The organism is Methylobacterium sp. Leaf91 (assembly GCF_001422815.1).
In the GTDB taxonomy this organism is placed as follows: domain Bacteria; phylum Pseudomonadota; class Alphaproteobacteria; order Rhizobiales; family Beijerinckiaceae; genus Methylobacterium.
Genome location: NZ_LMMP01000009.1, coordinates 1 through 20,712 on the forward strand (window position 1 = coordinate 1; position 20,712 = coordinate 20,712).

Here is a 20,712-nt window from a genome sequence, read left to right on the forward strand (position 1 = left end):
GCTTGTGCCAGCAGCAGCCGGGCGCCGGCATCCTCGACGAGGGCGGTGAGGCGTGCCGTCGGCTGGGCCGGATCGAGGGGCAGGAAGGCGCCACCCGCCCGGAGGATGGCGAGGAAGGCGGCGATCTGGTCGGGCCCGCGCGGCAGGGCGACGGCGACCACGGTCTCGGGTCCGACGCCCTCGCGCATCAACCGATGGGCGAGGCGGTTGGCGGCCCGGTCGAGCTCACCGAACGTGGTGGTGCGTGGCCCGCAGACCACCGCCGGGGCGTCGGGCGCGGCGAGGGCCGCCTCGCCGATCAGCCCCGGCACCAGCGCCTCCGACAGCGGCATCCCATCCGCGTAGGGCGCCGACAGATCCGACAGGGCCTCGAACGGAACCAAGGGCAACGCGTCAACACGGCGGCCGGGCTCCTCCACCGCTCCGCGCAGAAGGGTGAGGAACCCGTCTCGCATCCGCTCCATGGTGTCCCGCTGGAACAGGTCGCGGGCGTAACCGAACGATCCGCGCAGCGCCCCGCGGGCTTCCGTCACCGTTTCCAGCACGAGATCGAACTGGACGTTGCCGGTCCCGCGTCCGAAGGGCGAGACCGTCAGGTCGCCGATCTCGAACCGTCCCGGCCCCTCGACGCGGTGGCTGTGCATCACCTGGACGACGGGGGTGTGGCTCACGGTCCGGCGGGTCTGGAGCGCTTCGACCAGTCGCTCGAAGGGCAGGTCCTGGTGGCCTTGAGCATCCACCATAGCGTCGCGCACGGCCCGCACATGGTCGAGGACGCTCGCGCCCGGATCGACGATGACCCGGATCGCCAGGGTGTTGACGAAGAGACCGACAAGCCCTTCCGTCTCGGGACGGTTCCGGTTGGCGACAGGGATGCCGATGCGCAGGTCCGCCTCGCCGGTATAGCGCCGGAGGACCAGGGACAGGATGGCGAGGAGGACCATGGCACTGGTTGCGCCGGCCTGCCGCGCCAGGGCTTCGAGCCCGGTCGCCACATCGGCATCGAGGGTGAAATCCACCGCCGCGCCCCGGAAACTCTGAACCGCCGGGCGGGGCCGGTCAGTGGGCAGCGGGATCACGGTCTCGGTGGTCCCGAGGCGATCGCGCCACCAGGAGAGCTGGCGGTCGAGCTCGCCCGCCTCCAGCCAATCGCGCTGCCAGCGCGCGTAATCGGCATAGGCGATGGGCAGCGCGGGCAGACCGGCGGCCTCGCCCGCCGCATAGACGCGCATGAGCTCGGCGAGCAGGATCTCCACCGAGCGACCGTCCGAGACGAGGTGGTGCATCGTCAGGAGGAGGACGTGGCGCTCTGGCTCCATGCGAACCAGCACGGCTCTGAACAGGGGCGGTGCCGCCAGATCGAACGGTCGCCTGGCCTCCTCGCGGGACAGTGAGGCGAGGCGCTCCTCCGCGGTATCGCGATCCGACGTCTCGAGCGAGACTTGCCGCAGGTTCGCCGCGACTACGGCCAGGGTAATGGCCTCGACCCCGTCGCTCTCGCCGGCACGGAACCCCGTCCTCAGGGCCGGATGCCGGGCGACGAGGGCTTCGAAGGCTCGCGCCAGGGCATCGCCATCGAGCGGCCCGACGAGGTCGAGCCCGCCCGCGATATGGAGCAGGGCGGCGTCGCCTCCCATCCGCCCGATGAGCCACAGCCGCTCCTGCGCATAGGACAGGGGCGCGACCCTCTCGGGGCCGGCATCCTCCTCCCGCGCAACGATCGGCAACCGGGCGAAATCGATGCCCCGGGAGGCCAGGGCGTCGAGGAAGATTCGGCGCTTGTCGGCGGGAAGCCGGCCGAAGCGGCGGCTGAGATCGGTCGCCTGGGGTGTGGCTTGGTCGGCGGGGTGGGCGGTCATTCAGGCCTCCAGATCGGCGAGGAGGGCGTCCATGTCGGACAGGTCGTCCGCCTCGTCCCGTCCGTCGCCCGCCGTCTCGTTCGACGTCACCGCGAGGGCATAGCCGCGCAGGGTCGGCGCTTCGAACAGGGCGCGGATCGGTACGGTGACGCCGAGGCGCTGCTTCACCCGCATGGCGAGCTGTGCGGCGGTGAGGGAATGGCCGCCGAGGCCGAAGAAATCGTCGTCGCGGCCAATCGCGTCCACCTCCAGCACCTCGCGCCAGATCTCCGCGAGGGCGACCTCCATCGCCCCCTCCGGCTCGGCCGAGGCTCGCGAGAGGGGCAGGGGCGCGGGCAATGCGTGAAGGTCGAGCTTGCCGTTCGGCGTGAGGGGCAAGGACGGTACAGACACGATATGGGCCGGGACCATATGGCTCGGTAGCCGGCGAAGTAGGGCTTCACGCAGGCTCGCCTCGTCCACTGGCGTGCCGGTGACATAGGCGACGAGCTGCTTGTCCCCCGCCGTCTCGCGAAGCACGATCGCGGCATCGGCGATACCGTCCTGTGCCCGCAGGGCGGCGGCGATCTCGCCCGTCTCGATCCGGAAACCGCGCAGCTTCACCTGTCCGTCGGCCCGCCCAAGATAGGCGAGCGTGCCGTCCGGCCGGCGAAGGGCGAGATCGCCGCTGCGATAGAGCCGTCCGCCCGGAGGGCCGAACGGATCCGGCACGAAGCGTTCGGCCGTCAGCGCGGCGCGCCCGAGATAGCCCTGGGCCAAGCCGGCACCGCCCACATGGATCTCGCCCGTCACCCCGTCGGGAACGGGATCGAGGGAATCGTCGAGCAGGTGCAGGGTGAGGTCGGGCAACGCCTCGCCGATGGGGCTATCCGCCCTCTGCGCGTCGCCGGCGGCGAGAGGTCGGTAGGTCACGTGAACCGTCGTCTCGGTGATGCCGTACATGTTCACGAGACGCGGCACCGCATCGCCGAACCGATCGAACCAGGGCTTCAGCCCGGCGACGTCGAGGGCCTCTCCGCCGAACACGACGTGGCGCAGGGCCAATCCCTGCGGCCGGGCGACGGCCGCCTGCATCAGCGGCCGGAAGGCGGAGGGGGTCTGGTTCAGCACCGTGACGCCCTCGTGGACGAGGAGATCGAGGAACGCATCCGCCGCTCGCGTCACCTCACGCGGCACCACGACGAGGCGCCCCCCATGGCAGAGCGCCCCGAAGATTTCCCAGACCGAGAAGTCGAACCCGTAGGCATGGAACAGGGTCCAGACATCGTCCTGGCCAAAGCCGAAATCAGCCTGCGTGGTGGTCAGCAGGCGCGCAGCGTTGGCATGGGTGACGACGACGCCCTTCGGCTGTCCGGTGGAGCCCGACGTGTAGATCACATAGGCCGGCTGATCGGGATGAGGCGCCGGCGGCAAGGGGGTGTCTCCGTCCTCGGTCGCCGCCGCTTCGTCGAGGAGGATCGGCTGGGGACCACCCTCGGGCAGGCTCGCGGCGAGGCTCGTGGTGGTGAGCACGCGCCGGGCACCGGAATCGGCGAGCATGAACTCGATACGCTCGGCCGGATAGCTCGGATCGAGGGGAACATAGCCGGCTCCGCTCTTCAGGATCGCCAGGATCCCGACGATGAGCGAGAGCGAGCGCTCTGCGCAGAGTCCCACGAGATCACCGGGGCGCACGCCTTCACGGACGAGACGCCGGGCAAGACGCGTCGCTCTGGTCTCGATCTCCGCATAGGTCGCCCGCTCGCCCTCGAAGGTGACGGCCACCGCGTCCGGCCGCACCCTGGCGTGTTCCGCGATCCGCAGATGGATGGCGGGTTCGACCGGGGCCGTGCGGCTGTCGGCGGCCCGGCGTCGGGCCTGCCCGATCTCCTCCGGCAGGACGAGGGAGAGCGTATCCACGGGCGCGCCAGCCGCATCCATGACGGTGTCGAGGATGTGCAGCAGTTGCGCATTGAGGCGGTGGATATCGGCCGGGGAAATCCGGGCCTGATCCACGCTCCAGTTGAGGCGCGGCGAGCCGTCGAGAAGAAGCGACAGGGTCAACGGGACGTCGGTGGCCTCCAGCGTCGTCACCGGACCGAATTCCAGCCCGCCGAGGCTGCGCTCGCGGACGACGGCGTCGAGAGGATAATTCTCGACGACGAGCAGGCTGTCGAAGAGCGGCTGTCCGCTCCGCCCGGCCCAGGTCTGGATATCAGCGAGGGAGGCGAGATCGTGGTCCCGCAGGGCCGCCGCCTCGGCCTGGAGCCGGCGCAGCCAGTCCGAGACCGGACGCCGTCCGCCAAGTTCGACGCAGCGCGGCACCGTGTTGATGAACAGGCCGAGCACCTCGTGCATCCCGCCATCGTCCGGGGGACGGCCCGACCCGGTGATTCCGAACGCCACGCTCTTGCGTCCGGTGAACCGGCCCAGGGCGAGCGCCCATGCGGCTTCGAACACCGTGTTCAGGGTCACCTGCTCACGCCGGGCGAAAGCATGGAGACGGTCGGTGCGGGCTTCGCCCAAGACCGTATCGATGGCGATGTGGCCGCTCGCCCCTGCCACGCCGGACAGAGCCGGGGAGATGAGGCTGGGCGCGTCCAGCGGGGCCAGGGCGTCACGCCAGAACCGCTCGTCGCCGCCGCGGTCGCGTGTCGAGAGCCGGGCGAGATGGTCGCGGAACAGGCGGGACGGCGGCGCGATCGTCTCGCCCGCATAGTCGCGGAGCACCTCGGAGATCAGGCGGGCATTGCTCCATCCGTCGAGGAGGAGGTGGTGGCAGGTCCAGATCAGCCGATGCCGTCCCCGGCCGAAATCGACGATGAGGAGACGCATCAGCGGCGGCCGGGACAGGTCGAAGCCTTGGGCTCGCTCGGCCTCGGCGATCGCGGCGAGATCCGCGTCGGTCGCGTCCGGCCGGTCGAGGCGCGTGACCGTCAGGTCCGCAGAGGCATGGACGACCTGCAAGGGAGCGTCGAATTCGTCCGTCCAGTGGAAGCTGGTGCGCAGGATGGGATGGCGCGCCACGCTCGCCCGCCACGCCGTCGCGAAGCGCTCGGGATCGAGGCCGCCCAGGGTGACGCCGAGTTGATTGACGTAGAGACCGGCCCCCGGAGCGGCGAGCGCGTGGAACAGGATCCCGCCCTGTGTCGGAGTCAGCGGGTAGAGGTCCTCGATCGTCCACCAATCGAGGCCGAGGCCGTCGAGTTCGTCCTGGGTCAGGCCCGCGAGGGCGAAATCCGATGGGGTCGCGCCGCCGGCAGCCTCGTCATGGCCATGCACAGCGAGGGCATCGAATGCGAGCCTGAGGAGGTCGATCAGTCGTTCGATGGTCGGGCCGTCGAAACGGTCTCCGCCATAGCCGAGGCGCAGGGTGATCGCTCCCTTGCCCTGGTAGCTGTCGACCACGAGTTCGGAGCCCAGCGGAGCGGCGGGATCCGCCGACAGCCGCATCGCCTCGGTGTCGAGCGAAAACAGGGGCCCCGCATCGATATCGGCGACGGTGCCGAGGTGATTGAAGGTCACCTCCGGCCATGGCAGCGCGGACAGGCGCTCACGTTCGGTCCGTGACCCGAGATAGCGCAGGAGCGAGAAGTCCGTGCCGTCGCCGGGAAGCCGACGCAGGGTTTCTTTCGTCGCCTTTAGATCGCGCGCGATATCGCCCGAAACCGTCAGGCCGACCGGCACCAGGGTGGTGAACCAGCCGACGGTCCTGTCGAGGGGAAGATCCGCCGCGTCGCCGTCCCGCCCGTGGCGTTCGAGCGTCACGCCGAGCGTGGGATGCTTCGTCCAGGCGGCGAGGGCCCGTGCCAAGCCCGACAGAAGCACCTCGTCGAGGCGCATCCGATAGGTTTTGCGCAGACGATCGAGGCCAGCCACGACAGAAGAATCGAGGGCCAGATGGGTCGCTCGTGCGTGACGCTGATCGCGCGGAGCATCGGGATGGTCGACGGGAAGCCGGGCGGTCGAGCCTGAGAGCGCGCTGATCCACGCCTCGGTCTCCGTCCGGATCTCCGCCGTATGGTCGCGCAGGCGGTGGGCCCAGGACCGGAACGGCGTCGCGGGTACGAGGGCCGCATCGCCTCGGTAGAGCAGGTCGAGGTCCGAGACGAGGATGCGCCAGGAGACGGCATCCACGACGAGGTGATGGGCAGTGAGCAGCAGGCGCTGGCGTCCGCCGGGAAGGTTTGCCAGCACAGCGGCGAAGACGCGCCCATCCGCGAGGTTGAGGCTGCGCTCGGCGGCGAGGAAGCAGGTCCGCGCCTCGTCATCGCTCTCCACTTCGACCACCGAAAGCGGATCGGCGAGGCGGGCCGGCGAGACCGGCTCCTGAAACCACGCGCCTTCCGCGTCACGACCGAAGGCGTAGCGCAACGCCTCGTGATGGGCGACGAGGGCCGTCAGCGCCTCTCCGAGACGGTCGGCATCGAGAGTCACGCGGGCATCCAGCTCGACGGACTGGTTCCAGTGGTCGCGCTTCGGCATCGGTTGCTCGAAGAACCAATGCTGGATCGGCGTAAGGGGGGCAGGGCCTTCCGGCACGCGGATCGTAGCCGCTGACCCCTCGACCGGCGCGATGACGCGGGCGAGCACCGCCACCGTCTGATGCTCGAAGATCTGGCGCGGCGTCGCGGCAAAACCCGCTTCGCGCAGGCGGGCGACGATCTGCAGGCTGAGGATGGAATCGCCGCCCGCCTCGAAGAAATTCCGGTCGGGGGGGATGGCGGGAAGGCCGAGCGCCTTGGCCCAGATGTCGGCCACCACGGTCTCGGTGGGGGTGAGCGGGCGCGAGGGGCCGCTTAGCCCCTCCGCCAGCGGAGCAGGCTCCGGCAGGGCCGCGCGGTCGAGCTTGCCGTTGGGCGTCAGCGGAAGACGATCCAGCGCCACGATCCGGCTCGGGACCATGTAGTCCGGCAAGCGTCGGGCGAGCTCCGCCCGAAGTGCCGTAGGGTCGAACTCCGCCCCGGCCGCANCGCCACGATCCGGCTCGGGACCATGTAGTCCGGCAAGCGTCGGGCGAGCTCCGCCCGAAGTGCCGTAGGGTCGAACTCCGCCCCGGCCGCAGTGACAATGTAGGCCACCAGCATCGGACCCGCCGGGCCCTGGCGCAGACCCGCCGCCGCGCCGGCCACGATCTCCTGCGCCAGCAGCGCCGCCTCGACCTCGCCGAGTTCGATCCGGAACCCGCGCAGCTTCACCTGCGCGTCCGCCCGGCCGAGATACTCCACCGTCCCGTCCGACCGCCAGCGCGCCAGATCCCCGGTGCGGTAGAGTCGGCCGCCTTCCCGGCCCGACAGCTCCGGGAACGGATCGGGGATGAACCGGTCCGCCGTCTGCCCGGCCTGGCCGAGATAGCCCCGCGCCAGAGCGTCACCGCCGAGATGCAGTTCCCCGGTGACGCCCACCGGCACSGGCTGCAASGCCGCGTCGAGGATGTAGGCCCGGCGATCCCCCACCGCCCGGCCGATCGGAGCGTAGGCCCCCTCCACCGCGTCGCCGGCCCGGGCCCGCCAGACGAGGGGCGAGATCACCGTCTCGGTCGGGCCRTAGCCGTTGATCAGCAGGGTCGGGTCGAGCGCCCGGCCGATCAGTCCGAAGCTCTCCCGCGACAGCGCCTCGCCGCCGAAGCTGTACGAGCGCCGGCTCGGGCGCGGGCCGCTGGCGGCCTCCAGCGCGAGCTGGTGCATGTAGGCGGTGGGGAAGCCTGCATGGGTCACGCCGTGACGCTCCATGGCGTCCAGCGCCTCGCGCGGGGTCCATAATCCGTCCGGCTTGAGCACGACGCAGCCGCCGAAGGCCAGCGGCACCATCCAGCGCTCCTGCGCCCCGTCGAAGCTCATCGACAGGACGTGGAGCTCGCGGGTCTGCCGGTTCGTGCCGTAGACCGCACCGGTGGCGCGCACGTGYCGGGCCAGGGGACCGTGCGCCACGGCGACGCCCTTGGGCCGGCCCGTCGAGCCCGACGTGTAGATGACGTAGGCGAGCTGGTCCGGATGAGCGATTCGCGGTGGCGCGGTCTCCGGCTCGGAGGCGAGGTCGAGGCTGGACGGGTCGAGCCGCGCGAGGCCGCCCGGACCGGCTCGGCTCAGCCCGTCGAGGGTGCTGCCTCGGGCCAGCAGCAGGCGGGCGCCGGCATCCTCGACGAGGGCGGCGAGGCGCGCCGTCGGCTGGACCGGATCGAGGGGCAGGAAGGCGCCACCCGCCCGGAGGATGGCGAGGAAGGCGGCGATCTGGTCGGGCCCGCGCGGCAGGGCGACGGCGACCACGGTCTCGGGTGGTGGCGCGGTCTCCGGCTCGGAGGCGAGGTCGAGGCTGGACGGGTCGAGCCGCGCGAGGCCGCCCGGACCGGCTCGGCTCAGCCCGTCGAGGGTGCCGGCTTGTGCCAGCAGCAGCCGGGCGCCGGCATCCTCGACGAGGGCGGTGAGGCGTGCCGTCGGCTGGGCCGGATCGAGGGGCAGGAAGGCGCCACCCGCCCGGAGGATGGCGAGGAAGGCGGCGATCTGGTCGGGCCCGCGCGGCAGGGCGACGGCGACCACGGTCTCGGGGCCGATTCCCTCACGGATCAACCGGTGGGCGAGACGGTTGGCCGCCCGGTCGAGCTCGCCGAACGTGGTGGTGCGCGGCCCGCAGACCACCGCTGGCGCGTCGGGATCGGCGAGGGCCGCCTCGCCGATGAGTTCCGGCACCAGCCCCTCCGACAGCGGCATCCCATCCGCGTAGGGCGCCGACAGATCCGACAGGGCCTCGAACGGAACTAGAGGCAACGCGTCAACACGCTCGGTCGGGCTACCGGTGAGGCCGTCGAGGAGGGCGAGATAGCCGTGCTCGAACCCGGCGATGGTATCACCATCGAACAGGGCCTCGGAATAGGCGAAGGTCGCGGACAGGCTGCCGGCTTTCTCCGCCACTTCCAAGACGAGATCGTAGGCAGGCGTGCCGGTATCCTGGCCGAACGCTTCCAGCGTGAGGCCGCCGGCCGTACCGAACGCCCCCAAAGCCGCCGGTTGCTGACTGATCATGACGCGGGCGAGCGGTGCGCGACCTGGAACACGCTCCGGCTGAAGGGCTTCCACCAGACGCTCGAAGGGCAGGTCCTGATGGGCCAGGGCATCGGTGAGCGAGGCCCAGGTCCGGCTCACGACCTCGCGACCCGGCAGGACCGGATCGATGGTCACCGGCAGCACCAGCGTATTTACGAAGACGCCCACGAGATTCTCGACGCCGGGCAGGTGGCGACCCGCTACCGGCATCGCGATGCGCAGGTGCCGTGCTTCGCCGTAGCGCTGAAGGAACAGCGCGAAGGCGCTGAGCAGGATCGCGAAGGGCGACGTGCCGGTTTCCGCCGCGAGGGCCATGACTTGGCGGGTCAGGCCGTCAGCGATCGCGAAACCGTGCCGGCAGACGCGATCTGGCTGCCCGGCGGGCCTGCGACGGTCGGTAAGGGACAGGGCGGGTTCCGCGTCGCCGAGGCGGTCGCGCCACCAGGACAGATCGGCCTCCATCGCTTCGGCCTGAGCCTCTCCCCTCTGCCAGGATGCGATATCGGCCGGTTGGATCGCAAGGGCGACCAGATCGGCCGATCGTCCTTCGACCTCCGCCGCGTACAGGGCCGGCCATTCACGCAGGATCACCGTCATGGACCAACCATCGGCCACGATGTGATGCAGGGTGATGAGGAGGACGTGATGCGTCTCGTCGAGCTGGACCAGGGTGAAGCGCGCCAGGGGGCCGCCGCATCGCGCGAAGGGCCGTTCGGCCTCCTCGCGACAGAGTTCGGCGAAGCGCTTTTCGCGGGATTGTAGAGGGATCGTCGAGAGATCGAAGTCGGCTAAATCTATCTTGTAGCCGGCTTCTATCCTTTGTTCTCCGCGACCATCGGGTCTGCGAGAGAGCCGCGTCCGGAAGGCGTCGTGGCGCGCCGTGAGAGCATCGAGGCTGCGCGTCAGGGCATCGCGGTCGAGGGAGCCGCGCAGATGAATGCCACCTGCGATATGATGAGTCTCGTCGTCGCCGAACTCGGCCTCGAACCACAGCCGCTCCTGCGCCAGGGACAAGGGAAGCACTCCCTCCCGGGAGGCAGGCTTGATCAGGAAGGCTTTCCGGCCCGCCGCGATCTCGGTTTCCACCGCGCCGGCGAACGCCCCGAGCCGGGGATGAGCGAACAGAACCTGTGGGGGAACTGCGACGCCGAGCGCGGTGCGGAGCTCGGCGAGCATCCGTATGGCCGCGATCGAGTTGCCGCCGAGGGCGAAGAAGTGGCTGTCGCGGGTCACGTCGCTGCGGTCGAGAAGCGCGGACCAGATCGCGGCGAGGCGCAACTCCAACCCGGTCATGGTTGTATCGGGGCGGGGGTTCGGTGCCTCCTCTCCGTCGACTCGGCGGCCATCCTCCACCACCGCATAGGCGTCGAGGGAGCCTGCCTGCCACCCGCGCCGCGCGGCGCCCCGCTGGATTTTCCCGCTGGATGTGCGCGGCAGGCCGCCTGGATTGAGGAGAACGACGACACGCGCGGTCTCGAGGAAGGCATCGGCGACCGCCTCGGACACCAGGGCGGCCAGCGCCTCGGGCGCGGTGAGCTTCTGGACGGTGCGAGAGACCTCCACCGCGACGCCGATGCCTTCACGCCCATCCCGCTCGATGGCGAAGGCGGCGATGCGTCCCTGGCGCAGGATGTCGACATTCCGCTCGACGACCCGCTCCACATCTTGCGGGTAGACGTTCTGACCGCGCAGGATGATGAGATCCTTCTCGCGCCCGACGAGAAACAGCCGGCCCCCATGCAGGAAGCCGAGGTCTCCCGTCCTGAGGCTCCGGATACCGTCCCGCTCGACGAAGGCGGCATCGGTGGCGTCCTGGTTGCGCCAATAGCCCTGGGCGAGGCTTGGGCCGGATGCCACGACCTCGCCGATTGTCCCATCGGGCAGGCTGGCCCCGTCTGGTCCGGCGATGTGAATCGGATGGTCCGGCTGCGCGAAACCGCAATCGACCAGCCGAGTGCCCTCCCCTGCCGCCACGGCACGACCTTCCGCGAGAATGGCCGGGTCGAGGTCAAGACTGCGCATGCCCTCGCCCCGCTGGCCCGCGGTGAGGAAGAGCGTCGCCTCCGCCAGACCGTAGGACGGCCTCAGCGCACGGGGATAGAAGCCGGCGGGCGCGAAGCGTTCTGCGAACTCGGCCATGGTGGAGGCGCGGACCATCTCCGACCCGGAGAAGGCGATCTGCCAGCTCGACAGGTCGAGACGCGCCGCCGTCTCGTCATCGACCCTGTCCTGGCATAGGCGGAACGCGAAATCGGGTCCGCCGCTGACCGTCCCCCGAAAGCGGTGGATGGCCTCCAGCCAGCGTGCCGGTCGTCCGAGGAAATGCTTGGGCGACATGAGGACGCCCAGGATGCCTGTATAGATCGGCTGCAGCATCCCGCCGATCAGCCCCATGTCATGGTAGAGCGGCAGCCAGCTCACCATGACGTCGTTGGGGCGGATATCGAACCCGACCCGGATCAGATGTTCGTTGGCGATGAGATTGCCGTGGCTCACGACCACGCCCTTCGGCACCGCCGTCGAGCCCGACGTGTATTGCAGGAAGGCCACCGCCTCCGGTGCCGGCGTGGCAACGAGCCAGTCGGCGCCCTCCCCCTCGGCGAGGTCGTCCGGGGTGATGTCCTCCACCGGAAGGACCGCCCCTGGCTGGCCCGAAGCCGCGAGCATGTTGCGGACGGACTCCGCATCACTGTCATGGACGAGGACGATCGAGGGCTCGGAATCCGCGATGATGGCGGCGATCCGGGCCTGATGTTGCTCCCGGCGCGGCTCCGGCGGGAAGACCGGGACGGCGATGAGGCCCGCTTGGAGGCAGCCGAAGAAACCCGCGACATAGTCGAGGCCGGTATCGAGTAGCAGGCAGACCCGATCGCCGGGGCTCGCCGATCGCCGCAGCCGGGCGGCGATGGCCCGTGCCCGCCCGGCGAGCTCCGCATAGGTGACGGTGATCTCCCCCGACCGGGGATCGTCGAGGAAATGCAGGGCCGGTACGGTGCCGTGGTTCCCCGCGAGCCAGCGCAGGTGGCTGACGAGGTCTGATGCGGGCGGGACCGCCAGCGGCGCGCGCGGAAGACCGTCGATCATCGGATGTCCTAGAAGTGTCATCGGAACGGGGGGCGGAACGCTCAGGCTCTGGCGTCGCCGTCGAGGGCGCGGCGCAGGCTGAGCGGCCGCATGTCGGTCCAGACCGTCTCGATATGGGCGAGGCACGAGGCACGTGGCCCGGAGAAGCCGGTGGCACGCCACCCGGCCGGGACGGCGCGGTGGGCGGGCCAGACCGAGTATTGCTCCTCCCCGTTGATCACGACGAGGAACGTCGCTTCGCTGTCGTCGATAGCCATGGCGTCGTGCTCCGCGAATGGGCCGGTGTCGAAGCCCAAGACGGTGGCGGACGGCCGAAATTTAAGCGGCGGCGCAACTATTTTCGCGGCGGCTCCTAAATCCCTCCCCCGCCCGAACGTCCCTTAGCCTGACAGTTGCCGGCGGATCGTGAGGTCCGCTCGGCGCGGACATCTCGGCGCAGGAATGGAGGTTCGGTGATGACGGAATCCTACGACCCCTCGGACACCTCATATTCCCTGCGCGACACCTTCCGGGGTTCGCAGGGCGGGCGCTGGGACGACGACGAAGCACCGGCCTACGACGCGGTCGGCGTCGGCTTCGGCCCGTCGAACCTGGCACTCGCCATCGCCCTCGACGAGGCGGGACGGCAGCAGGGCCGCCAACCGCGCGTGCGCTTTCTGGAGCGCCAGGACGAGTTTGTCTGGCATGGCGGGATGCTTCTGCCCGATAGCGGGATGCAGATCTCCTTCCTGAAGGATCTCGTCACCCTGCGCGATCCGACGAGTCCCTACACCTTCATCAACTACCTGCATGTCCACGGCCGGCTGATCGACTACATCAACCGCAAGTCGTTCTTCCCGAGCCGGATCGAGTTCAACGACTATCTGCGCTGGGTCGCGGGGCATTTCGCCGATCGCTGCGATTACGGCGATACGGTGCTGGCCATCGAGCCGGAGGGACGCGGCGATACCATCCGCCACCTGCTGGTCCATTCACGCAAGGCCGATGGCCGCGAGCAGAGGCGGCGTACCCGCGCCGTCATCCTCGCCACCGGGGGCGAGCCGCGCATCCTGCCGGTCTTCGAGGAGTTGCAGAGCAGCGCCCGGGTATTCCACTCCTCGCGCTACCTGTCGCGGATCGACGGTGTTCCCCTGCCGGAGGCTTCCACGCGCCGGCCGCGCATCGCCGTCATCGGCGCGGGCCAGACGGCGGCGGAGCTGTTCCTCGACCTGCAGAGTCGTATCCCCGACGCGGACATCGCCATGATCTTCCGCGGCCAGGCGCTGAAGCCCGCCGATGACAGCCCTTTCGTCAACGAGATCTTCAACCCGGACTTCACCGACTTCGTCTATGGCCAGCCCGAGGCCCATCGCCGGGCCATCATCGACGAGTTCCGCGGCACCAATTACTCGGTGATCGACACCGACCTGCTGACGCGGATCTTCGATCTCCTCTACCAGCAGAAGGTCAGCGGCGAGCATCGCCATGCCCTACGACCGAGGACCACCGTGGTCGGGGCCTCGGAGCAGGCCGGCGAGATCGTCCTCGAAACCCTGGACGCCGCCACCGGCCTCACGACGCGGGAATTCTACGACACCGTGATTCTCGCCACGGGGTACCGCCGCGACCGTCTGGAGACCATGATGCCGGCCCTCACGCCGCATCTCACCGACGGCGCCATCGGACGCGACTACCGCCTCGCCACCCGGCCCGGCTTCGAGCCCGCCATCTACGTCCAGGGTTTCAGCGAGCCGACCCACGGTCTGAGCGATACCCTCTTGTCCATCCTGGTCATGCGGGGGCATGAGATCGCCCAATCGCTCCTCGCCGACCGGCAGAGGGCCGGTGCGCGGGCCTGACGCGGCCCTCGATCCCACCATCATAACGGCGTTGCAGCGTCGAACGGGCGAACGATGTCCTTGAGCCGAGCCGATGCGGGAGCGAGACGCGAGCCGAGTCCGGACGATGCGGACTACAGCCTCGACGGGGTCACGTTTTCCGTTCCGGGACGCGTGCTGCTGCACCCACTGAGCCTCGTTATCCCCACCGGCCGGGTCATCGGCCTCATCGGCCATAACGGCTCGGGCAAGTCGACCCTGATCAAGCTTCTGGCCCGCCAGCAGGCCCCGAGCGGTGGCCGTCTCCTGTTCAAGGGCGCATCGATCGAGAGTCTGGGAGACCGCGCCTTCGCCCGCGAGGTCGCCTACCTGCCGCAGGCGACGCCGCAGGCGCCCGGCATGCTGGTCAAGGAGCTCGTCGCCATGGGCCGCTATCCCTGGCACGGAGCGTTGGGCCGACTGGGCTCGACCGACCGGGACGCCATCGCCGAGGCGATGCGGCTCACGAAGGTGACCCCCTTCGCCGAGCGCATGGTGGACAGCCTCTCCGGCGGCGAGCGTCAGCGCGTCTGGCTCGCCATGCTGGTGGCGCAGAATGCCCGCTGCCTGCTTCTCGACGAGCCCATCGCCGCCCTCGACATCGCCCACCAGATCGAGGTGCTCTCCCTCGTGCGTCACCTGTCCCAGGAGCGGGGCCTCACCGTCATCGTGGTCTTGCACGACGTGAACATGGCGGCCCGCACCTGCGACGACCTCATCGCGCTCCATCGCGGACGCCTCATCGCGCGCGGCACCCCGGCCGAGATCGTGACGCCTGAGGGGCTGGAGGCGATCTACGGGGTGCGTATGGGAGTGTTCCCCCACCCCCGGACGGGGATGGCCCTGAGCTACCTCGATTGAGGCCGGCCCGAACCCGTACCGCGCTTCAGGCGTTGCCCCGTCAGATCAGGGAGCGACGCATGTCCGAGACGACGAAACCGCCCGAACCGACCGAGACGCTGACCGAATCCACCTCCGACCGGTCGCGCGGCGGCGGTTCCGGCAAGCCGGAACAGAACAGCGCCGCGACCGGCCCGAAGGATACCGTGAGCGGGATCGTTCAGGAAACGCCGGACGATCCGAGCGACCGGCCCGGCACCGAAGCTGAGGAAGCCGCCCGATGAGCATAGATGGATCCACGCCCGAGGCGCCCACCACGGTGTCGCTGAAGGAGCCCCGGGACAAGGCCTATTGGGCCCGCTATTTCCAGACCCCGAGCGAGGAGGTGGAGGCGGCCGTGGAGGAGGTCGGCCACGATCCGGCGAAAGTGGCTGAACGGCTCGGCAAGCCGTGGCCCTTCGAAGCCAGCGGCATCGTGTGAGGGAATCCCCTTGAGCGGGAGCGGCGGGAGGCTGACGGATCACCTCCCCCTTAAACTTGCGGACGAGGCGTGGCTCCGGTCCCGCCCCGCTTTGGCGGCACCCGCATCTTCCGGCGGGGGCCGACTTCTCTATATGCTTGACCGTAAGCCCGCGTCTCTCCGTTCGAAAGGAACGCCGCTTTGGTCTCGAGACTAACTGCCCTCGCGTTGATGACCCTGCTGCCCGTCGCGGCACTTGCCGCGGACCGGACGGTGACGATCGCCGGAGGGCAGGTCAGCGCGCCGGTGGGCCTGACCGTACAGGTGAAATCCGTCACTTTGGGTGAGGACGCCACGACGGTCCGCCTGCTGGCGAGTTTCGACAGCCACAAGACGACCTTCGTCAACATGAACGACCGGCAGAATGCCTACCTCGCCTGGGGCGACGGGGCGGAACAGCGTCTCCACCTGCGCCAGATCGCCGACAACAAGTGGATGCGCGTTCTCAACGGCCGGACCATGGAGGGCGATCTCGTTTTCCCCGGCGCCCTGCCCTCCGACGCGAGCCGGCTGACGCTGGTCTTCAACCCCGGCCGGTCCGGCGACGACATCAACGCGCCTGGCATCACCGTTCCGCTGGCTCTGACCCCGTGAGAGGGGCAGTGCTTTTGGCGGCGATCCTGGCACTGCCCGGGCTCGCTCCGGAGGGACATGCGTCGAGCTACACCGTGACGGCGGGCGGGGCCGCGATCGGCGACGCTCCCTCCCGGTTCGCCGAGATCGGCCTCCCCGCCTCGCATTGGGAGGAGAAGCCCCAACCGAGCGCTGCGGCTAGTTCGGGCGGCGCTTCCTCCTTCGGGGCGAAGGGCATGACGTCCGAGGCGCGTCTGAAGACGGAGGCCAACCTCTCCGCCCTCGGCGCCCGGCGGGAGGGCGCGGCCATCCTGGTGGAGCTGCCGAGCGATGTCCTGTTCGACTTCGACAAGTCCGTGATCCGCGCCGAAGCCCGCCCGGCGCTGGTCCGGCTCGCGGAGGTTCTCGCGGCCATGCCGAAGGCCCGTATGGCCATCACCGGCCACACCGACGCCATGGGCGCGGACGCCTACAACCAGGCCCTGTCGGAGCGCCGGGCGGTCTCCGTCCGCGCTTGGCTGGTGGGGCGCGGCATCGCCGCCGGGCGCCTGTCGGCGGCGGGCAAGGGCGAGACCATGCCGGTCGCGCCCAACGCCAATCCCGATGGTCGCGACGACCCCGCCGGACGGCAGCGGAACCGCCGCGTCGCGTTCCTCATCGCGCCCGATGGATAGACGGAGAACGACCGACCGGAAATGTCCACCCGGATCGTCGGGGACCACGACCTCCCGATAGCCTCGTCCCGCTTACCGAACGGCAGGCGCTTCCTCACCGGCGGCACGCCCGCCTGCTTCAGGTCGGCGAGGCATCCGCGCATGACCCGCATCATCTCCGCCTCCGTTTCGGCCGAAACGCCCTTGGGCCGGAGGGCGGGACTGGCATTTTCGGACCAATCGACCCGTGTGCAGGAGAGGAAGAGATGCCGAAAGTGCCGGCTGCACCCGCGCTCCGCCAGGGTGCGCAGGGCCGGCGGGTCGACGTCCCGCACGATCTCCTCGACGCTCCCGAACGCCCCGGAGGTGAGCGGCCGGTCCCGCCGCTTCCACTGGCCTGTTCGATGCTCGACGAGGCCGTTCACGCACTCGTCCGCCAGACTCGTCGGCGGCCGGACCAGGAGTTCGTCGAAGGCGCAGGCGGGCGAGGATATCGCCAGCGACAGGGCGAGCAGACGCATCAGCATCGCGATCGGCCCCGAACGGGTCCGAGACGGCGCTGGGGAGGTCGCGGATGTCGACCCATTCTGCGGGCTCCTCGGGCTCGGGGCATGACCGATCCTGCCGGGACGGACGACGCTCTTCAATCCGGCGGAGCGACGGTGGCCGAGCCCGGCCGGGTGTCCCCCTCCTGTCCGATCAACGCTTGGGTCCTGCCCCTCAGGGCCTGGAGGCTCCGATAGCCGACCGAGGCGGCGACGTGGCGTGCCGCCCGGCCATCGGCCGCGAGGGCCAGGGCCCGCACGATCCTGGCCCTCGCGCGCCACTGCCCGAAGCTGAGGCCCGTTTCCCGGCGAAACCCGCGCGTCAGGGTCCGGCGGCTCACGCCGGCCCGGTCGGCCCAGGCGTCGAGACCGAGCGCCAAGGCGGGATCGTCGATCAACCCGAGGCAGATCCGCCGGAGGCGGGCATCCTGCGGCAAGGGCAGGGTCAACCGGGTTTCGGGGGCGCGTCTCGTCTCGTCGAGCACCAGGGCGGCCAGATGCCCGCCGCGACCCGTCTCGTCATACAGAACGGGCTCGCCTGTCAGGGCGACCAAGGCGGCGGCGAGGAGGGGCGAGACTTCGATGACGCGCGCCCGTTCGGAGAAGCCGGCGATGGCCTCGACGGCCAGATAGGCCGAGCACATGGCGACCTCGCCATGCATGACCACCGCGTGGGGGAGGCGCGGTGGGATCCACAGGGCATGGCCCTCCGGCACCACCCAGGTCCCGTCCTCGGCGGTCGCCATCATCAATCCGGCGGTGGCGTAGAGCAGCTGCGCCCGCTTGTGGGAGTGCCGCTCCGTGCGGCTGCCGGCCACGAAGGTCTTGGGCATCACCGCGACGGCGCGGGGCACGTCCTGATAATCCTCGGCCCTGATGGAGCGCATGGTTTCCCCGTCGGCGCGGTTTGCCGTGGCATCGTTTGCCTTGGCCCGATCGCGTACACCTTCGGCCCGACAGCGTTCAACGGGTCAGCTAGAGCGGGGCCTGCCTGCGGAGATCCTCTATCGATGGACGCCGAAACCCTGTCCCGCCGCACCCTGCGCTTCGTCAACGTGGCGCATGCCCTCGATCACTTCGTGCTGCTGATCTACCCGACGGCCGTGATCGCCATTGCGGCGCAGACCGGGCTTTCCTATGGGGAGCTCATCGCGCTCGCCACCGGGGCCTTCGTGGCCTTCGGCCTCTGTGCGCTGCCGATGGGCTGGCTCGCCGACCGGTTCGGACGGCGAAACCTCCTGGCGGTGTTCTTCTTCGGCTACGGCCTGTCGTGCCTCGGGGTCGCGAGCGCCGCCAGCCCGACGGCCTTCGCCCTGTGGCTCTGCGTGCTCGGGCTGGCCTCGGCGATCTATCACCCGGTCGGCTCGACCATGCTCGTTTCCCACTCGCGCCGCCTCGGGCGGGACCTCGGCGTCAACGGCGTCTGGGGCAATGTCGGCGCCGCGACGGCCTCGGGTGTCACGGCGCTGCTGGCGACGGGGTTCGGCTGGCAGGCGGCCTTCGTGGTGCCGGGGCTGGTCTGCCTCGCCTGCGGAGCGGCCTTTCTGGCCATGGTCCCCGGCGACGGCGAGGGCGCGCAGGGCAAGGAAGGGGGCAAGGCGGTGCTCGCGGTGTCCCGCCCCATCCCCCTGCTCGTGGTTTTCGCCTGCGCCATCGTGGCCGGCGGGATGACCTTCAACATCACCACCATCGCCCTGCCGAAGGTGGTGGACGAGCGCGTCGGCGAGGGGCTGCCCCTCGCGCTGATCGGCTCCGTGGCCACCCTGGTCTTCATGGTGGGAGCCCTGACCCAGCTCCTCATGGGGCGACTGATCGACCGTTACAGCCTGCCGGCGCTGTTCCTCGGCCTGTCGGTGCTGCAGCCGCTGGGCCTCGGAATCGCCGCCCTGAGCAGCGGCGTCCCGCTCCTCGCCGGGCTCGTCCTGACCATGGCCGCGCTCTACGGGCAGGTGGTGATCAACGACGCGATGGTGGCTCGCTACGTGCCGCCGCTCTACCGCGCGCGGGCCTACAGCGTGCGCTATTTCCTCGGTTTCACCGTGAGCGGGTTCGCGGTGCCGCTGATCGCCCTGCTGCACGAGAGGGGCGGGTTCGGGCTCGTGCTCGGGATCGCGGCGGCCTGCGGCGGCGTCATCGTGGCCTCGGCGGTCGGCTTCTTCGGCTTCACGGGGAAAGACCGGTCCCGGCCCCTCGCCCCGGCGGAATGAGGCGGGGCCAACCGCCACGCGACCGGCCTTCGCACCGCCATCGGACGGGGTCATCGCGAAAACCGGCCGGACGTCCTATTCCGGTCGCGCCAGCGGGAGCGATGCCATGCAGAAGCGCTACGAGATTTTCGCCGACTATCACCAGTTCTATCTCTGGGATCACGGCGAGATGCCCGACGCGGCGCTGGATTACACCGAAGAGGACCTCCAGCTGAGGGTCAAGACGGCGCCGTTCCTCGTGGTCATCCAGCCCGAGCGCAACATGTCCGTGCCGGTGGAGCTCGACCTCCTCGACGGGCCGCCCGACGAGGCCCTCGACCTCTGGGACCACGTGGTGGAGGCGAGCCTCGACCTGCCCTCGGGCCGGCTCGAAATCCACGAATGCACGGGCGGGTCCATCGACATCCTGTCCGTGGCCCCCGGCACCTACCGCGTCCGCGCCTGTTTCGGCGGCCTTACCACCCTCACCGACGACCGCCTGGACGGCGAGGACCATTACCGCCTCGTCCTGTGGCCGGCCCCTGCCGCACCGCTCGCGGTGATCAAACAATTTGCCGGATCCCGCTGAGAGCCCGGCCCCCCTCTTCATTCTCACGATTCCGACGTGGCCAACGACGATCAGGACCCTGTGCCGGAGGCTCTCGACGGGCGGGCGTGAGACGCAACCGGCTCCCTCTCCTGGAAGGAGAGGGTTGGGGTGAGGTGTGGTCCCTCTCCGGAAAGTGCACACACCTCACCCTGTCCCTCTCCTTCCAGGAGAGGGGACCCGCGCTGCCCGCGAGATATTGGAAGCCGGCAGCCCCTCGTGGCGGGAGGCAGGCCCGAAGCCCGACCTCTCACACCGCGAAAGAAATCGACACCGCCCCGGAACCACACCCCACCATCGGCGTTATGCGCGTGCGAGGCCCGGATGGGCTCGCATTCTGGCGCCGGACACGGTGTCCGGCGCGCTTTGTCATCACGTTGCTCTTCAGGAGGATGTGGTCATGAGGACTTTGGATTTCGCACCGCTCTATCGCTCGACCGTCGGTTTCGACCGCATGATCTCGCTGCTCGACCAGGCGACCCGGATCGAGCCGTCGACCACCTGGCCGCCCTACAATATCGAGAAGGTGGCCGACGATGCCTATCGCATCACCATGGCGGTGGCGGGCTTCACCCCGGATGAGATCGACCTGACGCAGCACGACACCGTGCTTCAGGTGACGGGCCAGAAGGGGGGCCAGGACGGAGAGCGCGCCTATCTCCATCGCGGGATCGCGACGCGCCCCTTCCGGCAGACCTTCAACCTCGCCGACCACGTGAAGGTCACCGGAGCCAGCCTCGACAACGGGCTGTTGACCGTGGACCTCGTGCGCGAGGTGCCGGAGGCCTACAAGCCCCGCCGCATCGCCATCGGCGGCGCGGCTCAGGCGGTGGGCCAGGACAACGCGCCCGCCCAGGTCGAGGACCACGCCGAGGCCGCCTGATCGCCGACGCCGATCATGAGAGAGACCCTCGGGGGCCTTCAGGCCCGCGAGGGCCGCATCCCGTTCTCAGTCCTGCCTCACAGCCAT

General features: G+C 69.8%; 13 protein-coding genes and 1 pseudogene. 9 read left to right on the top strand and 5 right to left on the bottom strand.

What is annotated here, in order from left to right; translation table 11 throughout:
• The 4 genes and pseudogenes from ASF32_RS09075 to ASF32_RS09085 form a co-directional block, all read right to left on the bottom strand.
• Positions 1-1,859, bottom strand: a 1,859-nt coding sequence (locus ASF32_RS09075) for a condensation domain-containing protein (protein ID WP_156467742.1), incomplete at its 3' end; no start/stop codon positions are given.
• Positions 1,860-6,755 (bottom strand): non-ribosomal peptide synthetase, encoded by a 4,896-nt coding sequence (locus ASF32_RS09080; protein ID WP_156467743.1) that lies wholly within the window; start codon positions 6,753-6,755, stop codon positions 1,860-1,862.
• Positions 6,756-6,811: 56 nt separating this feature from the next.
• Positions 6,812-11,983: pseudogene (locus tag ASF32_RS24450) on the bottom strand (amino acid adenylation domain-containing protein); the annotation flags it as partial.
• A 20-nt stretch (positions 11,984-12,003) separates the two neighbouring features.
• Positions 12,004-12,219, bottom strand: coding sequence for an MbtH family NRPS accessory protein (locus tag ASF32_RS09085; RefSeq protein ID WP_056426712.1), 216 nt, complete (start codon positions 12,217-12,219; stop codon positions 12,004-12,006).
• A 198-nt stretch (positions 12,220-12,417) separates the two neighbouring features.
• Between ASF32_RS09085 and ASF32_RS09090 the strand changes: the two genes are divergently transcribed.
• The 6 genes from ASF32_RS09090 (at position 12,418) to ASF32_RS09115 (ending at position 16,425) form a co-directional block, all read left to right on the top strand.
• Positions 12,418-13,800 (top strand): lysine N(6)-hydroxylase/L-ornithine N(5)-oxygenase family protein, encoded by a 1,383-nt coding sequence (locus ASF32_RS09090; protein ID WP_056426716.1) that lies wholly within the window; start codon positions 12,418-12,420, stop codon positions 13,798-13,800.
• A gap of 54 nt (positions 13,801-13,854) precedes the next feature.
• Positions 13,855-14,679: an ATP-binding cassette domain-containing protein gene (locus ASF32_RS09095; protein WP_056426719.1), complete on the top strand. Its 825-nt coding sequence runs from the start codon at positions 13,855-13,857 to the stop codon at positions 14,677-14,679.
• A gap of 59 nt (positions 14,680-14,738) precedes the next feature.
• Entirely contained in the window at positions 14,739-14,942 is a 204-nt protein-coding gene (locus ASF32_RS09100; RefSeq protein WP_056426724.1) for a hypothetical protein, read from the top strand.
• On the top strand, positions 14,939-15,139 hold the full coding sequence (locus ASF32_RS09105) for a DUF3606 domain-containing protein (RefSeq protein ID WP_056426727.1): 201 nt from the start codon (positions 14,939-14,941) through the stop codon (positions 15,137-15,139). The genes ASF32_RS09100 and ASF32_RS09105 overlap by 4 nt, the downstream gene beginning before the upstream one ends.
• A 210-nt stretch (positions 15,140-15,349) precedes the next feature.
• A complete protein-coding gene (locus ASF32_RS09110) occupies positions 15,350-15,772 on the top strand; it encodes a hypothetical protein (protein ID WP_056426730.1) in 423 nt (140 codons plus the stop codon).
• A gap of 8 nt (positions 15,773-15,780) precedes the next feature.
• A complete protein-coding gene (locus ASF32_RS09115) occupies positions 15,781-16,425 on the top strand; it encodes an OmpA family protein (protein ID WP_056454510.1) in 645 nt (214 codons plus the stop codon).
• A gap of 622 nt (positions 16,426-17,047) precedes the next feature.
• Here the strand turns inward: ASF32_RS09115 and ASF32_RS09125 are convergent.
• Positions 17,048-17,836 carry a helix-turn-helix transcriptional regulator gene (locus tag ASF32_RS09125; RefSeq protein WP_056426738.1) on the bottom strand — a complete coding sequence of 263 codons (789 nt, stop codon included), beginning with the start codon at positions 17,834-17,836 and terminating at the stop codon, positions 17,048-17,050.
• Between the two features lie 123 nt (positions 17,837-17,959).
• Here ASF32_RS09125 and ASF32_RS09130 point away from each other — a divergent pair, with 123 nt between their 5' ends.
• The 3 genes from ASF32_RS09130 to ASF32_RS09140 all read left to right on the top strand — a co-directional run bounded on the left by ASF32_RS09130 (position 17,960) and on the right by ASF32_RS09140 (position 20,625).
• On the top strand, positions 17,960-19,156 hold the full coding sequence (locus tag ASF32_RS09130) for an MFS transporter (RefSeq protein ID WP_056426741.1): 1,197 nt from the start codon (positions 17,960-17,962) through the stop codon (positions 19,154-19,156).
• A gap of 106 nt (positions 19,157-19,262) precedes the next feature.
• A complete protein-coding gene (locus tag ASF32_RS09135; protein WP_056426744.1) occupies positions 19,263-19,724 on the top strand; it encodes a hypothetical protein in 462 nt (153 codons plus the stop codon).
• Between the two features lie 418 nt (positions 19,725-20,142).
• Positions 20,143-20,625 carry an Hsp20 family protein gene (locus tag ASF32_RS09140; RefSeq protein WP_056426748.1) on the top strand — a complete coding sequence of 161 codons (483 nt, stop codon included), beginning with the start codon at positions 20,143-20,145 and terminating at the stop codon, positions 20,623-20,625.
• The last annotated feature ends 87 nt before the right edge of the window (positions 20,626-20,712 follow it).

Coding starts and splice junctions, on each gene's coding strand:
- ASF32_RS09085 (WP_056426712.1), bottom strand. CDS start 12,219: ATGGCTATCGACGACAGCGAAGCGACGTTCCTCGTCGTGATCAACGGG.
- ASF32_RS09090 (WP_056426716.1), top strand. CDS start 12,418: ATGACGGAATCCTACGACCCCTCGGACACCTCATATTCCCTGCGCGAC.
- ASF32_RS09095 (WP_056426719.1), top strand. CDS start 13,855: ATGTCCTTGAGCCGAGCCGATGCGGGAGCGAGACGCGAGCCGAGTCCG.
- ASF32_RS09100 (WP_056426724.1), top strand. CDS start 14,739: ATGTCCGAGACGACGAAACCGCCCGAACCGACCGAGACGCTGACCGAA.
- ASF32_RS09105 (WP_056426727.1), top strand. CDS start 14,939: ATGAGCATAGATGGATCCACGCCCGAGGCGCCCACCACGGTGTCGCTG.
- ASF32_RS09110 (WP_056426730.1), top strand. CDS start 15,350: ATGACCCTGCTGCCCGTCGCGGCACTTGCCGCGGACCGGACGGTGACG.
- ASF32_RS09125 (WP_056426738.1), bottom strand. CDS start 17,836: ATGCGCTCCATCAGGGCCGAGGATTATCAGGACGTGCCCCGCGCCGTC.
- ASF32_RS09130 (WP_056426741.1), top strand. CDS start 17,960: ATGGACGCCGAAACCCTGTCCCGCCGCACCCTGCGCTTCGTCAACGTG.
- ASF32_RS09135 (WP_056426744.1), top strand. CDS start 19,263: ATGCAGAAGCGCTACGAGATTTTCGCCGACTATCACCAGTTCTATCTC.
- ASF32_RS09140 (WP_056426748.1), top strand. CDS start 20,143: ATGAGGACTTTGGATTTCGCACCGCTCTATCGCTCGACCGTCGGTTTC.